14 protein-coding genes are annotated in these 16,365 nt (G+C 31.3%); 7 read left to right on the top strand and 7 right to left on the bottom strand.

What is annotated here, in order from left to right; all coding sequences use genetic code 11:
• Positions 1-2 precede the first annotated feature (2 nt).
• The 3 genes from murJ to aspD form a co-directional block, all read right to left on the bottom strand.
• The gene (murJ, locus tag J2Z43_RS12890) at positions 3-1,538 is read right to left on the bottom strand and encodes a murein biosynthesis integral membrane protein MurJ (RefSeq protein ID WP_209457534.1); all 1,536 of its coding nucleotides are present in this window, start codon (positions 1,536-1,538) and stop codon (positions 3-5) included.
• Positions 1,539-1,917: 379 nt separating this feature from the next.
• Positions 1,918-2,913, bottom strand: coding sequence for an asparaginase (locus J2Z43_RS12885; RefSeq protein ID WP_209457533.1), 996 nt, complete (start codon positions 2,911-2,913; stop codon positions 1,918-1,920).
• A gap of 137 nt (positions 2,914-3,050) precedes the next feature.
• A complete protein-coding gene (gene aspD / locus J2Z43_RS12880) occupies positions 3,051-4,682 on the bottom strand; it encodes an aspartate 4-decarboxylase (protein WP_209457532.1) in 1,632 nt (543 codons plus the stop codon).
• A 313-nt stretch (positions 4,683-4,995) separates the two neighbouring features.
• Here aspD and ilvA point away from each other — a divergent pair, with 313 nt between their 5' ends.
• The 3 genes from ilvA (at position 4,996) to J2Z43_RS12865 (ending at position 9,721) form a co-directional block, all read left to right on the top strand.
• Entirely contained in the window at positions 4,996-6,207 is a 1,212-nt protein-coding gene (gene ilvA, locus J2Z43_RS12875; RefSeq protein ID WP_209457531.1) for a threonine ammonia-lyase, read from the top strand.
• Positions 6,208-6,365: 158 nt separating this feature from the next.
• A complete protein-coding gene (locus J2Z43_RS12870; protein ID WP_209457530.1) occupies positions 6,366-6,746 on the top strand; it encodes a RidA family protein in 381 nt (126 codons plus the stop codon).
• A gap of 308 nt (positions 6,747-7,054) precedes the next feature.
• Positions 7,055-9,721: a cation-translocating P-type ATPase gene (locus J2Z43_RS12865; protein WP_209457529.1), complete on the top strand. Its 2,667-nt coding sequence runs from the start codon at positions 7,055-7,057 to the stop codon at positions 9,719-9,721.
• Here the strand turns inward: J2Z43_RS12865 and J2Z43_RS12860 are convergent.
• The 3 genes from J2Z43_RS12860 to J2Z43_RS12850 form a co-directional block, all read right to left on the bottom strand.
• The gene (locus J2Z43_RS12860; protein WP_209457528.1) at positions 9,710-9,883 is read right to left on the bottom strand and encodes a hypothetical protein; all 174 of its coding nucleotides are present in this window, start codon (positions 9,881-9,883) and stop codon (positions 9,710-9,712) included. The two genes, J2Z43_RS12865 and J2Z43_RS12860, sit on opposite strands and share 12 nt — an antisense overlap.
• Positions 9,884-10,111: 228 nt before the next feature.
• Entirely contained in the window at positions 10,112-10,345 is a 234-nt protein-coding gene (locus tag J2Z43_RS12855) for a hypothetical protein (RefSeq protein ID WP_209457527.1), read from the bottom strand.
• 117 nt (positions 10,346-10,462) lie between these two features.
• On the bottom strand, positions 10,463-11,056 hold the full coding sequence (locus tag J2Z43_RS12850; protein WP_209457526.1) for a TetR/AcrR family transcriptional regulator: 594 nt from the start codon (positions 11,054-11,056) through the stop codon (positions 10,463-10,465).
• A gap of 230 nt (positions 11,057-11,286) precedes the next feature.
• On the opposite strand from J2Z43_RS12850, the gene J2Z43_RS12845 reads away from it, so the two are divergent.
• The 3 genes from J2Z43_RS12845 (at position 11,287) to J2Z43_RS12835 (ending at position 14,056) form a co-directional block, all read left to right on the top strand.
• Positions 11,287-12,132, top strand: a complete 846-nt coding sequence (locus J2Z43_RS12845) for an HAD family hydrolase (protein WP_209457525.1) — start codon at positions 11,287-11,289, stop codon at positions 12,130-12,132.
• A 22-nt stretch (positions 12,133-12,154) separates the two neighbouring features.
• Positions 12,155-13,471 carry an argininosuccinate lyase gene (gene argH, locus J2Z43_RS12840; protein WP_209457524.1) on the top strand — a complete coding sequence of 439 codons (1,317 nt, stop codon included), beginning with the start codon at positions 12,155-12,157 and terminating at the stop codon, positions 13,469-13,471.
• 258 nt (positions 13,472-13,729) lie between these two features.
• Positions 13,730-14,056 carry a DUF2325 domain-containing protein gene (locus J2Z43_RS12835; RefSeq protein WP_027702445.1) on the top strand — a complete coding sequence of 109 codons (327 nt, stop codon included), beginning with the start codon at positions 13,730-13,732 and terminating at the stop codon, positions 14,054-14,056.
• 93 nt (positions 14,057-14,149) lie between these two features.
• Here the strand turns inward: J2Z43_RS12835 and J2Z43_RS12830 are convergent, their stop codons facing one another.
• Positions 14,150-15,511 (bottom strand): D-alanyl-D-alanine carboxypeptidase family protein, encoded by a 1,362-nt coding sequence (locus J2Z43_RS12830; protein WP_234926405.1) that lies wholly within the window; start codon positions 15,509-15,511, stop codon positions 14,150-14,152.
• A 77-nt stretch (positions 15,512-15,588) separates the two neighbouring features.
• On the opposite strand from J2Z43_RS12830, the gene J2Z43_RS12825 reads away from it, so the two are divergent.
• The gene (locus J2Z43_RS12825) at positions 15,589-16,296 is read left to right on the top strand and encodes a helix-hairpin-helix domain-containing protein (RefSeq protein ID WP_209457523.1); all 708 of its coding nucleotides are present in this window, start codon (positions 15,589-15,591) and stop codon (positions 16,294-16,296) included.
• The last annotated feature ends 69 nt before the right edge of the window (positions 16,297-16,365 follow it).

The following is a 16,365-nucleotide window of genomic DNA, read 5'->3' as shown; positions in this document are numbered from 1 at the left end:
TTTTATTTTACATTATTTCTTTTAAACCTATTTTTTAGTAAATCTATAAAATAATCGGTTGCATCAATTTTTAACATTAAGATTATTATAATATATACAATTGCCCCTGCAGTAACTGAAACCAATAGCGATATTAGTTCACTTGTGGCAGAGAGTTTTTCGAACACTGTTAAAACTACAACTGCCATTATCCCTGATGTAAATGAAATTTTTATAAAGCTTATAATCATATTTGTTGCGTTAAGATGTCCTATTTTCTTTCTCAATTGATACATCAAGAAAAATACAGCTAGAATTGCTGAGATACTAGAACCCAATGCTAGCCCTGGAGCTTTTAAAAATCTGATTAGTATTAAATTGAATACTATATTGAAGAAAACGCATAAGAGACTGTTCTTCATCGGTGTTTTAGTATCATTTAATGAATAATAAACTATTACAACTATATCTCTGATTCCACTAGCTAGCATACCTATTGCATAACAAGCTAAAACTTGAGCTGATAGAACTGTAGCGCTACTGTCAAATTCACCTCTTTCAAATAAGACTCTTATTATTGGCTCTGAAAGTATAAATGCGCCTACAGAAATTGGTAGCGTTACTAATGTGATTGCATTGATCGATAGTGATAAATTATCTTTTAACTTTTGTATATTTTTGTTGGCTCCTAATTTTGAAAATAACGGATACATAACTGATGTTATTGAAGCTACAAATAATCCTGTTACAAAGATATTTAATCTGTACCCGTAATTTAATGCTGATAATGAACCTTCAGCTAGTGTTGAAGCTAGATTTTTGTCGACTAAACTGTTGATTTGATTAGCTGAAGCTCCTATTAAGATCGGTACTATTGCAAAAGCCATTCGCATAATATTTTCGTCTTTTAGGTTGAATTTTAGCTTGTACTTAAAACCTTTCTTATAACAAAATGGAATCAGTAAAAGAATTTGTGCAAAAAATGCAAAGACTGTACCATATCCTAATATTTCAACTCCAAAATTTTTACTGAGGTATACAGAGATTATTATGGATAAATTGTATGGTATGCTCATAAGGCCGGTAATTAAAAAATAATTGTGTATTTCTAAGTACGCTTTTAGTATGTATGTGACACAAACCAAACCGACAGAAAACAACACTATTCTAGTTAATTGTATCGTAAGTGCTAAGGTCTTTCCTGTAAATCCCATAGCGAATAATCTCACTAAAGGTTCTGTAAAAACCCATCCGAACACTACTACTACCAAAGAAAAAATTATAATAATATTTATAATATTACCAGTAAACTCGAGTGCTTTAGAGCGGCCGTCATTCTTTTCTATATTTGTATATATAGGCATATACGTACTCTGTATTGCGACACAAAACAATCCGATAAAGGCCACTGTAATAATATTTAAAGACATTAAATAAGCATCAGATATGACACCTGCACCATAGACATTTGCAATGACAACATCTCTAAAAAATCCAAGAACCTTTGAAACCATAGTTGCCGCAAAGAAAATAAATGCAGATTTAACTGTATTTGACATAAGTTTACCTACTTTCTATAATAAAATAAAAAAAGATTACTAGCTAAATCAAAGGTTAGATATCTTCAATTTAATTAAATAATTATAAATAACACAATAGTATTGGCATAAGTAATCTTTATAACTAAAAAGCAATTTAAATTTTGTTAACATATATAGCAATTTATAGACATATTTTTCATATATTGATTATATGGAAAATGAAATAAATTAGCAAGTACGATTTATCTATAAGAATGAACTAGCAAGTAAAATTTGTATAATTATGAATAAAAAAAGTGCCGAGTTTACGATGACAGTGGATAGAGAATACATAGATGAAATAATCAACCTGAACTATATATTCTCTATACACTGTCATCATAGGCTTCAGCACTATTTAACAGTAAATTCCTTTTTCAAATATATCTTTTATTTTATCTAAGTCATTAGTTTTACCTAGAGCTAGTATAAGTTTAATTCTAGCTTTTTGTCCTGGAAGATCTCCACCAAAAATACAACCTAGGTTTCTAAGATCTCTACCAGATCCATAGTACCCGTAACTATCTAAAACTCTACCAGAATGACATCTTGAAACAACCACTACAGGGATGTCTTTCTCTCTAGCATACTTTATACCAGAGAACATGCTAGGAGGAATATTACCTCTTCCCATACACTCAACAACAATTCCTTTGTAGCCTTGGTCAACTGCATATTTTATAAATAGATCATCTTCACCGACACATGCTTTAAATATAGCGACTTTAGGTTCAACTTTATCTGTTTTTATTACTGATCTATTTACTATATCCCTATTTAAAACAAGTTCATTACAGTCGATTACACCAAGAGGACCGCCATTTAAAGATTGGAAAGTATTAAGTGCAAGTGTGTTTGTTTTAGTTGCCTCTGAAGCCAGTAATACTTCATTGTTTAAAACTACCAAAATTCCTTTGCCCATTGCATCTTTTGATATTGCAGTACATACAGCTGCCGATAAGTTGCTTGATCCATCGTAACCTAGCTCTGAACTGCTTCTCATAGCACCAGTAACGATTACTGGTTTTATACTGTCTATTGTCAGATCTAGAAAATAAGCTGTTTCCTCTAAGCTGTCTGTTCCGTGAGTTACAACGACACCAGTTATATCTTCTCTATCTAGAAGTTCATTTATATAGTTTCTAAGTTCCATCATTATTTCAGGCGTAATATGTGGGCCAGGTATTTCAGCGAAATTTAGAACTTCAATATCTGCCACTTTATCTATATTGGTAACCATTGATAGGATCTGCTCACCTGATAATGTTGGTATAGCAGCTCCAACAGTATCATCTACTGTCATTGAAATCGTACCACCAGTAAAAACTATTGCGACTTTTTTCTTTATACTCATAGTATCTTCCCTCTTTTACAATTAAAATATTATCCGATTGAAATTATATCAGAAAAACATATCTTGGTCTATTACAATATCTATTAAAATCCCTATATTATGACAAACATTTTATCGATCGATTTAAAAATTTAAATTTATGATTTTTTAGTTTTGTTCCATTCATTTACATATTCTGAAAGTATATTATTAATTGCATTACCTATATCTGTATACGCTTCATCGTTTAAGTTTGCAAGTGATATACGAAGTGACCACTTTGGACCTGCAAAGCCATCGCCGCTTAATAGTACAGTGGAGTAATCATTTGCAAGTTTATAAAGTATATCGACTAAAGAGTATTTCTTATTTATAAATTCGAAAAATTCGTCTCCATGATAAGCTTTAGCCCATTTTTCTATACTTAGAATCGTATAGTAAGCTGCATTGTTTTGTTCAAGTTTTAATGGGAAATCTAGTGCATTGTAAAGCAATTTAATACGTCTATGACATATGCTTATACTAAGTTTTTTGTATGCGTCTACTTTATCTATCAAAGCGAAGGCAGAAAAGAATGCCATCTGAACCTGTTGTGGAGTAGACAGACCAGCAGTGTGATTAAGAGCAACCATTCTACTATCTGCAACAACCCTCTCCATAAATGTTAAATTTGATGGATCTATGCTCATGTCACTATATCTCTTGTTTACTGATGCTTTTAAATTCTCTGAGAGAGATTGAATTCTTTTATCAAATATATTTTTTTTGTGAAGAGCAAATGTTCCAAGTCTCCATCCGGTTACACCAAAGTACTTAGAGTAAGAGTAAACTCCAATAGTGTTGTATGGAAGTCTAGACATAAGTGATTGGAAATTATTTACAAAAGTACCGTATACATCATCTGAAATTATCATAAGGTCTTTGTTGTAGTTTTGTACAACATCTATAAGGTTAGAATATGATTTTTCATCAAGAGCTACTGAAGCTGGGTTGTTAGGATTTACTACAAATAAAGCTTTTATAGATTTATCCTCAAGTTTTTTAAGCTCTTCTCTAGAGTACTGCCATGTATTATTTCCGTCTTTGTCAACTGTGTCTGCGTATACGTGGACTATCTCGAAGTTGTATCTAGGTAGATGAGGGATCTCCAAGTAAGGTGTAAATATAGGAGTCATAATAGCAATTTTATCGCCTCTTCTAAGAAGTTCATTTGCCATAAGCGAATCAAATATATAGCACATTGCGGCAGTAGCTCCCTCAACTGCAAATATTTCAACATCTCCGTATTTTCCATCTATGTCGTATTTCATTTCTTTTACTAGGTATTCGTGCACGATTTTTTCCATATGAGGAAGCATTCTGTCTGGTAGTGGGTAGTTGTCCCCGATAATACCATCTGCAAGTTCGTATATAAAATCGTCCTCATTAAAATTAAGCTCATCTATTCCATATCCAATAATTTCTTTGGCTAAATGTGCTCCAGGCATATCTATATTTTTATTTATATAATCGTAAAATCTTTCTGCTATACCTTCTTTTTTAGGCATACCCGATAAATTTCCAAGGTCCCAGTTTCGTCTAGATTCAGAGACAGAAAAGTTTCCAAAAGTAAAGAATGCCTCTCTAGCTGTTGAATTTGTCCAGTTAGGGTTTCCACGTCCAGCATCATGTAGTGGACGATTATTTTCCTCAGCAGTGAACTTCGCTATATTTAAAAGTTTATCCTTAAATTCGAATGGACTTAATTTTCCATACATATTTTTAATTTCTTGATAATTATAACATTTCATTTAAACTCCTCCTTTTATAGTAGATTAAACAATTTTTTAGAAGTTAAATCATACAAATTTTTTATTAAAAATAATTATACTTTAATTATATATGGTTATATAAAAAAGTAAAGCGGTTTAATAAACTTTATTAAAAATAAAACTTTATATAATAAGTTGTTTTTAACTAAATGTATTATTTATATCTTTGATGAAAAGAATATTAATTATCTATAATACTAATTAAAAAAAATTCAAGATGTTGATTTTTTTGACAAAAAAATATAGAATCTAAGTGTAAGATATAAAATATGTTCTACAGGAGTGAGTAAAAATGAATAAAGTTACATTAGAAGATGTTAAGAGTGCAAGAGAGACCATCAAGGATATAGTTAAAAAAACTGACTTGTTGGAAAGCGTTAAACTTAGTGAAAAAACTGGTTCTAGAGTTTTTTACAAATGCGAGAATCTACAAAAAACAGGTTCTTTCAAACTAAGAGGAGCATGTAACAAGATTGCAAATTTAACAGAAGAAGAAAAAGCATGTGGCGTAATAGCTTCTAGTGCTGGGAACCATGCACAAGGGGTTGCTTATGGTGCAAAAATGACTGGTATAAAGGCTACAATAGTAATGCCTGCTACAGCACCAATAGCTAAAGTAAGTGCTACTAAGGGTTATGGAGCAGAAGTAATACTTAATGGTACTGTATACGATGATGCTTTTGCAAAAGCTGTTGAAGTTCAAAAAGAAACAGGAGCTACATTCCTACATCCTTTTGATGACAAATACGTTATAGCTGGACAAGGAACTATAGGTCTTGAAATATTTGAGCAATTAGATAGCAATGTAGATACTATACTTTGCCCAATCGGTGGTGGTGGTATAATATCTGGGATAGCGGTTGCAGCAAAAGCTCTAAACCCAAATGTAAAAATAATAGGTGTTCAAACAGAAAATATTCCATCAATGAAAGAGTCAATGGAAAATGGAAAAATAACTTCAGCATTTAAAGACACTACAATAGCTGATGGTATTGCAGTTAAAACTCCTGGAGATTTAACTTTCGAAATAATCCATGAGCTAGTTGATGAAGTAGTAGTAGTTACTGAAGAAGAAATAGCAGATGCTATACTATTCATGATGGAAAGCCAAAAAATAGTTTCTGAAGGAGCAGGTGCGGTTTGTACAGCAGCTCTACTAAGCGGAAAATATGTTCCTGAGAAAGATAAAAATGTAGTATGTATAATATCTGGAGGAAATGTAGATGTTAACGTTCTTTATAGAATTATAGGTGTTGCTTTAGCTTCAGAAGGAAGAAGATTCTCTTTCACTGTAGTTATGGACGATAAGCCAGGTAACTTTGCTAAACTTACAACTCTAATCAGCGAAAATGGCGGAAACGTATTAACAGCAAACCAAGGTAAAATTTCAGCTGGAGAATCACTAGGAAAACAAAGTGCTGAGTTTACATTAGAAACATATGGTTTTGATCACATAAACAAATTAACTGAAGTTATAAGAGATAACGGTTTTAAAATAATTTAATGATTCAACCTGTGCACTTGAGAAAAGGTTTTGAGGTAAATAGATAAATTTATGACAAAAAACTTTTCCATAAAGTAAAAAAAGGTTATAATAATAAAGTATATTGACGATTTTGATATACAAAATTTAATTAATTAAAAAATTAGGAGGAATTTATTATGAAATTAGATGTAATACATACAGACAATGCTCCTGCAGCATTAGGACCATATTCTCAAGCAATAAAATCTGGAAGCATGTTATTTGTATCAGGACAAATACCACTAGTACCAGCTACTATGGAACTTGTAGAAGGAGATGTTAAATCTCAAACTGCTCAATCATTAGAAAATCTTAAAGCTGTTCTTAAAGAATCTGGAGCAGATTTCTCAAATGTAGTAAAAACTACAGTATTTATAAAAGATATGGATCAATTTGGTGACATAAACTCAGTTTATGCTGAGTACTTTGGTGACAACAAACCAGCTAGAGCTTGTGTTGAAGTTGCTAGATTACCAAAAGATGTACTAGTAGAAATAGAAGCAATAGCTATGTTATAAGATTGTTAAATTTTAAAATGATATGTACTAAATTTTAGATTTAGTATATAATACTAGTATAAATTAATAAATAACTACCTCGAAGGGGAGTAGCTGACACGAAAGTGATGATTGGTCGTCAAGACAGTAGAGATACTCGGTCAATCAACAAGTTAACCTTGATAGCAAGACCTTCGAAACAGATACAGTTGTATTTGTTTCGAAGGTTTTTTTGTTATCAAGGTTTTTTATTTATTAATTAGGTCATTATAGTATATATATTACTATAGAGACATAAAATAACTTTATTAAACTAGGAGGAATGTTGCATGTCTTACAAAAATGATTATGAAGAAGTAATCAAATCTTTAGGCTCTAGTTTGGACGGACTAAGTAAAAAAGAGGCATCAGAGCGATTAGAGAAAAACGGACCAAATGAACTAAAGGAAACTGATAAAGTTCCTACATACAAATTATTCTTAGAGAGCTTTAAAGATCCGTTAGTAGTAATTTTAATAATTGCAGGTGTAGTACAAATGATTCTTGGCGAACGAATAGAATCACTTATTATATTTGCAGTTATAGTTCTAAATTCAATACTTGGAGTAGTTCAGACTAAGAAGGCAGAGAGCTCACTAGATAGTTTAAAAGTACTTTCTGCACCAAATGCAAAAGTAATAAGAGATGGAGAAAAAAATACACTGCCAGCGAGGGATTTAGTAGTTGGAGATATTGTATTTTTAGAGGCAGGAGACTATATACCTGCTGATGGTAGAATTATAAACTCACAATCTTTAAAAGTTGAAGAGGGAATGCTTACTGGGGAATCAGAAGCTGTTCTAAAAAATACAAATAAGATTGACGAAGATGTAGCGCTAGGAGATCAGATTAATATGGTTTTTAGTGGATCCATGGTTGTATATGGAAGAGGAAGCTTTGTAGTTACTAAGACTGCTATGGAGACAGAAATGGGTAAGATAGCATCTATGATCGAGAGTGCAGAAAAGAAAGCTACACCTCTACAGAAGAAAATAGATGAATTCAGTAAAAAACTAGGTATTGGAATAGTTATACTTGCATTACTTATATTTGGGATACAAGTAGCAAGAGGGTACATGACTGGCGGAGAAGGCGAGATGTTTGGTATAGTCGTAGAATCATTTATGTTTGCTATAGCTCTTGCAGTTGCAGCTATACCAGAGGCATTGTCTTCCATAGTTACAATAGTCCTTGCAGTAGGTACTAATAACATGGCTAAAAACCACGCTATAATTAGAAAGTTACCAGCTGTTGAAACTTTAGGATCGACAAGTGTAATATGTACTGACAAAACTGGTACACTTACTCAAAATAAAATGACAGTAGTTGATGGATATCTTTATGGAGCAGAGGATTTTGAAGTAAATAACAAAAATATAAAAAATTCTTATCATGCAAAGTTATTAGCTCTTGTATCGGCACTTTGTAACGATTCACAGATAACTAATACTGGAAAAGAGATAGGTGATCCAACCGAAGTAGCTTTAATTAATTATTCAAATAAAAATGATTTAGATTACGATAAACTTAGAAATAAATACACTAGACTTGATGAGATTCCATTTGATTCTGACAGAAAGTTGATGTCTACTGTAAACAGTATTTATGGAGATGCAATACTTCTTACAAAAGGCGCACCAGATATAGTTTTCAATAGATGTAAATATGTATTAAATAATGGAGATACAGTAGAGCTTACAGAAGATATTCTTTCAGAGTATAAAAAGAAAAATGAAGATTTCTCAAATAGAGCACTTAGAGTGCTGGCATTTGCTATAAAAGATGTTCCAGATACAGGATTTGAACCTAAAATTAGCGACGAAAATGAAATGACATTAGTTGGACTTTTAGCGATGATAGATCCACCTAGGGAAGAAGTGATAGATGCTATTAGAAATGCTAAAAGCGCAGGTATAAAGACCGTAATGATAACTGGAGATCATAAAACAACAGCAAGGGCAATAGCTAAAGAAATAGGGATAATTAAAGAAGGAGATATTGCACTTACTGGTAAGGAGCTAGATGAACTTACAGATTCAGAGTTAGACACTGACTTAGATAGAATAAGCGTATATGCTAGAGTATCTCCAGAAAACAAGATAAGGATAGTTAAAGCATGGCAAAAGAAAAACAAAATTACAGCTATGACTGGAGATGGTGTAAATGACTCACCTGCACTAAAACAAGCGGATATAGGTATTGGTATGGGAAGTGGTACTGACGTTGCAAAGGATGCTTCAGCGATGATATTAGTAGACGATAACTTCGCTAGTATTGTGAAGGCAGTTGAAGTTGGTAGAACTGTTTACAGCAATATCAAAAAATCCATAACATACTTATTTGCAGGGAACCTAGGTGCAATAATAGCAATACTATTTGCAGTATTTGCAGGATGGTCAAATCCATTTACAGCACTACAGCTACTATTTATAAACTTGGTCAATGATTCACTTCCAGCTATTGCACTTGGTTTTGAGATAGCAGAAAAAAATGTAATGAAGAAAAAACCAAGAGATCCAGACGAAGGTATACTTGCTGGAGGAACACTTCAAATAGTATTATTTAGAGGTATAGTAATAGGTATTGCAACAATAATAGCTCAGAGAATAGGTATGATAGTTTCTCCTGAAATGGGAGTAGCTATGGCGTTTTCAACACTAATACTTTCTAGAATAATTCAGACATTACCGGCTAGATCAAATGAACAGACATCATTTGGAGTAGGATTTTTCTCAAATAAGTATGTATTAGGTGCAATGGTTATATGCTTTGTACTTTATGGTGTAACATTAGTTCCTGTACTTAGAGGAATATTCTCAATACCGATGGGATTTGGTTTCAGAGAACTTTCAATGTGTTTTGGATTGGCATTATCAGCTTCAGTAGTTATGGAGTTAAAGAAAATTATATTTAGTAAAAGAAGAGTTTCTGTTGAATCTATAGACTCAGAAATTTAATTTTAAGAAGTGTATAAAATAAACCTTGCTAGAACTTTTATTTGTAGTTGCTAAACTAAAACCTATAAGAATCAGAACTATTGTAAATACAATATGTGCAGTTATAAGTATGGGAGAAGCTTTTATTATAAAGTCAATTAAATTAGAAAATGATTCTAACAAAATATCAACCTCCATTTCTAGTATAAAAAATTGAAATTTACTTAAGTAAATAAATTTTAATTATATAAATAGAATTGTACCATATAAATAACAAGAATTCGATAAATTATATTAAATGATAACAAGCAATACCAAGAATAACAAAGAATAGAAAAAATAAACCTACAGATTGTACAAATTATAATAATGTACACTCTGTAGGTTTTATTTAAATATAAATTATCGATATTAATCAATTGTAGCAGTATAGATGGCTCCTAAAATTCCAAGTCCACCCAAAACAATCGCCCATTTTCTTGAAGATATAACTCCAAAAGCGATAAGTCCGGTACCAATAGATCCATTTGTAACAGCAGTGACCTTAAAAGATCGTTTAGATGGTTTTGGTAATGTTATTTGTATGCCAAAATCATTTATTTTTTCATTTATAGTGTCAAGAACCTTAATAATATTTTTAAACATTTCCTTATCCCCTTTATATTTTAATTAGACATAGCATACTTGCAAAAATATTCGCTATAGCGCCAGTGTACTCGAAACAGAGAATGATATACATACTAAGGCGCCAATTTTTTTACTTTACTCAAAAATATCATCTACCACTTTATTAAGTATAAATTGAAATGCAACATAGTAATCACAAGAACTCGATAAGTCGCCTTTAGATGCTATAGTTGAAAATAAAAGTGAAAATACTGAAAAAGCTATATCTTCATCGACTTTAAGTTTTAAATTCGCTTTTTGTATAGATTTACGGAAAAGATCAGCATTGTACAATTCAAGTGTCTTAATTTTTTCTTCTGAAAATTTCTTATATAGGGCTAGGAAGTCAGGAGTCTTTGTATTGTATAAAAATGGCTTACTTTCGTATTCAAAGTATAGTTCATTGACTGCATTCAAGAAACCTTGTTTAGTAGAGTTTAGTGATATTGCATCAATAAAATTTTTATTCACCATAGTCTGTAATTCGCTAAGTGTCTCGAAAAAGAGGTCTTCTTTTGAAGAGTACAGGCTGTAAAATGCACCTGTAGAAATACCGGCTCTAGAAGCCAGCTCTTTTATACTAGTCTCTTTATACCCCTGTGTCGCCCAAAGTTCTTTGCAAATATCTATTAAATTCCTTCTAATTTTAATCTTATCTTCAGTTGTAAATACTTTTACACCTCTAGCCATAATATATCTCCTATCTTATGAATATAACATATGAATATTTTTAAGTTATATTCATATGTTAAGTTTAATAAGCAAAATTGTCAATAGATTTATATTAAAAAAGAATATTTTACAGATTTTATATAATAAAAGTTATTACAATTGATATCGTAAAAATTATGTTATAATTTAAATAGGGTAAAACATTATAAATATTTATACAATATAGGCAAAGGTTGTGAATTTAAAATATGCAATATAAACTAATTGTGACAGATATGGATGGAACTTTATTAAATAGAGATCAAGAAATGACATCGAAAAATAGAGAGGCTATTGATTTTGCAATAGAAAATGGTGTTAGAGTAGCTTTGGCATCAGGTAGGATGTACGATTCTGCTAAGCAACATATAGAGTATCTAAATATGGATATTCCTATAATTGCATGTAATGGATCATTGATAAAATCATCGAATGGTACACTTATATATTCGAATAAGATAGACACAGGATTATGTCTAAAGGCAGTAGAGGTATTAGAAAAATATAATGTATACTACCAGTGCCAACATGAAGATCTTTTATTCTGTAAAGACACAGATAATAAAGACAGTATTTACTATAAAATAAATGAGTTTATGAAAACTCAAACCAAAGTAGTAATAGAAGACGATTTAAAAGATTCTATAATAAACAACGATATATTGAAATTTACTATTATCGAAGAAAACAATACATCTATTTTGCCAGTTATAAAGGAAGAATTAGAGACAATAGAAGGTCTAAAGATAACATCTTCTTGGGAAAATAATATAGAGATAATGAGTGAAGGTGTAGATAAAGGACAAGCTATAAAGATGTTATGTGAGCATTTAAATATAGATAAAAGTGAAATAATGGCTTTTGGCGACAATTACAATGATATAGAGATGTTAGAGTACGCAGGGCTTGGAGTTGCAATGGGCAACTCAAATGACGATATAAAAGAGATTGCTGATTACGTTACTGATACCAACGAAGAGAGTGGATTCGCAAACGCGATTTTTAAGTTTATGGATACTGATGAAGTTGGTGACTTAGCTACAAATATAAAATAATTTTTAATATGAGGTGACTAGAGTGAAATTATGGGGTGGACGTTTTAGAAAAGAAGAAAACAAACTGATGGAGGAGTTTAATAAATCATTTGGCTACGACTGCGTGCTCTATCAAAAGGATATTGAAGGCAGTTTAGCTCATGTATATATGCAGCATCAATGTGGTTTGCTTACGGAAGACGAGGCTAAAGCGATAACTAATGGGTTGTGTAGTATATTAAATGATATTGAAGATGGGAAACTTCTCTTAGAAGGGAATTATGAAGATATACATAGTTTTGTAGAAATAAACCTAATAGAAAAAATTGGTGAAGTAGGGAAGAAACTGCATACAGGAAGAAGCCGAAATGATCAAGTTGCAGTTGATATGAGATTATTTGCAAAAGAAAAAACGATTGGTCTTATAGAACTAGTTGCAAATTTAAAAGAAACTCTTAAAGTGGTTGCTGAAAATAATTCTGTAATTATGCCAGGATATACTCATCTTCAAAGAGCTCAAGTTGTAACTTTTAAACACCATCTGCTTGCGTATTATAGTATGCTTGATAGAGATGAAAAGAGACTTAAAAATGCACTAGAGATACTTGATGAATCACCTCTAGGATGTGGAGCTCTTGCAGGTACAACACACGAAATAGATAGAAATATTACTTGTGGTAAGTTAGGATTTAAAAAGCCTGTAGATAACTTTATGGACGGAGTGAGTGATAGAGATTACTTGCTTGAGCTTATGAGCGACTTTTCAATAATAATGATGCACTTAAGTAGACTTAGTGAAGAGCTTGTTCTTTGGAGTTCTCAGGAATTTAAATTCGTAGAACTTGACGACTTATATTCAACAGGTAGCAGTATTATGCCGCAAAAGAAAAATCCAGATGGAGCAGAGCTGATTAGAGGAAAATCGGGAAGAGTATATGGAAATTTATTTAGCCTTTTAACTGTTATGAAGGGTCTTCCTCTTACTTACAATAAAGATATGCAAGAAGATAAAGAAGGATTCTTTGATAGCGTTCATACACTTGAGATGTGCCTTCAAATAATGGAGAGAATGATCGCTACACTTAGAGTAAATGTAGAGAACATGAAACAAGCTGTTAAAAAAGGTTTCTTAAATGCTACAGAAGTTGCTGACTACTTAGTTAAAAACAATGTTGCATTTAGAGATGCACATGGGATTGTAGGAAATATAGTAATCTACTGTGAAGATAACAATAAGTCTATAGAGGAACTAACTTTAGAAGAGCTTAGAAAATTCTCAGATGCTTTTAAAGAGGATATATACGACTTTATCGATTACGAAAGTATTTTAAATAAAGGTATAAAGAAAAATTTACGATAAGAATACTTTTAATAGTAGAAAAGTGATATTGATCTAATTAGAAGGAATCAAGTTTTATATACATTGAGATTTACAAAAATAAATCAAATGAGAACCAACTACAATTGATGCTGTAACGCATAGATTGTAGTTGGTTCTTTAAATTTATGTAAAAAATTATATATGCAGTTGACAAATAAGCCAAATAGGTATATGATATTATCTAATGATAATGAATATCAATATTGAGTAGTAATGATAATAAATGGAGGAGATAATATGAACTTATTAGTAATCGGTGGACATGAAAGAATGGAGAGGGACTACATGCAGTTGGGCAAGAAAAATGGCTTTAAAACTAAAGTTTATACAACTGCATCATCTAAGTTAAGCAAGTCTATCGGAAATCCAGATGCAGTAGTTATATTGACCTCAACAGTCTCACATAAGATGTGTAGGATAGTAGAGAGTAAGGCTAAAAAACAAGATATACCAATTGTTAGACATAAAAATAGCAGCAAAGTAGCATTTACTGAGTGCTTAAATAAAGTGAATGAATGTCTAGGAAATTGTGATAACTGTATTTACAATATTGATGTTGAATAATCGGACGGGAAAGTTATTACATAGAAAAAACCTACAGAACTTATGGAGAAAAGCTCCCAATTGTCTGTAGGTTTTTTTAATATTGTATTTTAATTATTTTTTCTTATTCTTGATTTTAAATCCGATTCCTATTACTGTAATAAATACTACAAGCCCTAAAACACCTTTACATATATTTAATACAAGTGTATTTTCTGTTATAAAGGCAAAAGAGCTGCTTAGATCGTTTTGTGCTATAAGATCGATTGTCTTGTCCTTTTCGCTACCACTGTATACATCTAATGTTCCTACTTTATCGCCTTTTTTAATAGGAAGATTAATTTTATCTAAATTAGACTTAATTGTATAGTCTTTTTTCTGTTCGCCGTTTCTCAGTGTAAGTTTGTAGCTGAACTTAGGTTTATAAATTAATTCTTTTTGTTTCGTAAACATAACTTTTTTAGTTTTTACATAATCATCTTTGTCTAGCACAGTAGCTGAATAGAAATTATCAAATCCATAGTCCAAAAGTTCTCTTGAATCTAAGTAAAGTCCATCATTAGTAGAGTTAAATACCGCAGATATAACTCTTCTGTCATCTTTTACAGCACTAGACAGTAAGCATTTACCAGCAGCGTCTGTAAAACCTGTCTTTATACCATCCACTATATCGTATTTTATATTTACTTCCTTACCTTTATAGAGCATTTTATTATTAGAAGTTAAAAGTTGATTAGTATTTGAAAAATGTCTTTCAAAAGGATACGCTTCTGTAGCATCAAACTTAATGTATGTAGTTTTCACTATTTCTCTAAATACAGTGTTGCTCATTGCTTTTCTAGCCATTACAGCCATATCGTGGGCTGTAGTGTAGTGGTTTGGATCAGGAAGTCCGTGTGGATTAGTAAAATGAGAATTTTTGGCACCAATTGATTCGGCTTCTGTATTCATCATATCTACAAACTTATTTACATCTCCTTTACCTGTATATCTTGCAAGTACAAATGCTGCATCGTTTGAAGAATGAACAAGTAAAGCATCTAAAAGTTGTTTTACTGTAAAAGATTCTCCTTCTTTTAGGTACATACTTGAACCTTCAATAGTTGGTAAGTCTTCAATCTTTATTACATCGTTGAGATCGTCTACATTTTTTAAGACCATGTAGGCTGTCCACATTTTAGTTGTAGAAGCAGGATAAAGTTTTTTATTCCCATTTTTACTATATAAAGTTTTACCAGTTTCGTAGTCGAGAAGAACTGCGTATTTCGCTTGTAATGGTAGCGAATTTGGATTGCTGTTTACTTCTGTCGAAGTGTTGTTTTCATTAAGAGTCCCTTTAATTGGATTAATGTTCTCATTAGTTGTCTGAGTAGAGCTATTTCCTTCATTATTAATTGCGTAAGATATATTAGTCATTCCAGTGATTGGTGCTATTGTTAGAAAACCGACTAATAAAAGTGAAAATATCCTTTTCATTTTTAACCTCCAAATTATAAATTCATATTTTAGTATAGCATAAATATGGTAATAATTGAAATAAGGGAGTGGTATATATGAAAAAAAAGAAAAAAGTCTTGATAATTACTTTGTTAATTTTAGTATTTTGCCTTATTATACTAATAAAACAAGGTACTGGTTTTGGAAAAGACGTTTATGTAGTAAGTAAAAATGAAGATATAAGCAAGAAAAGCGATTCCAACAAAGTGGATAAAACTGAAGAGGCAGATAATAACCTTAAAAAGCTAAATGAAGAAACTTATAAAAAAGAAAATATTGGCAAGATTACAGTGTACGTAAGTGGAGCAGTTCAAAAGCCAGGTATAGTGACTATAAATTCTAATAAAAGGTTGTTTGATGCAGTACAAATGCTTGGAGGGACTACGGAGAAAGCTGATTTAAACAGAGTAAATATGGCATCTAAGTTAGAAGATGAAAAACATTATATAGTTCCTAGAATAGGGGAAGTGATTGATGTGGAGGATGAGGGAAGTGCTTCAGCAGACAATAAAGGTGAAAATAACAATGGAGCTGGTACAAATTATGGCGAAAGTGAATCAAATAGCTCTGGAAAAGTTAATATAAATACAGCTGAATTAAAAGATCTAGATACACTTCCGGGAATAGGTGAGGCTACAGCAAATAAAATTATTCAGTACAGAGAACAAAATGGAGAATTTAATTCAATAGAAGATATAAAAAATGTCAATGGAATAGGAGATAAAAAGTATGACAATATAAAAGGGATGATAAGTGTTAATTAAATACCCAAATAATTTAAACAACATAATAATAAGTATTTTTAATAGAATTGTAGTATGTTATTATTAATA

The sequence above is a fragment of the Metaclostridioides mangenotii genome (assembly GCF_017873185.1).
GTDB classification, from domain to species: domain Bacteria; phylum Bacillota; class Clostridia; order Peptostreptococcales; family Peptostreptococcaceae; genus Metaclostridioides; species Metaclostridioides mangenotii.
The sequence above is the reverse complement of the archived record's forward strand: the minus strand, read 5'-3'. Positions and strand labels throughout refer to the sequence as shown.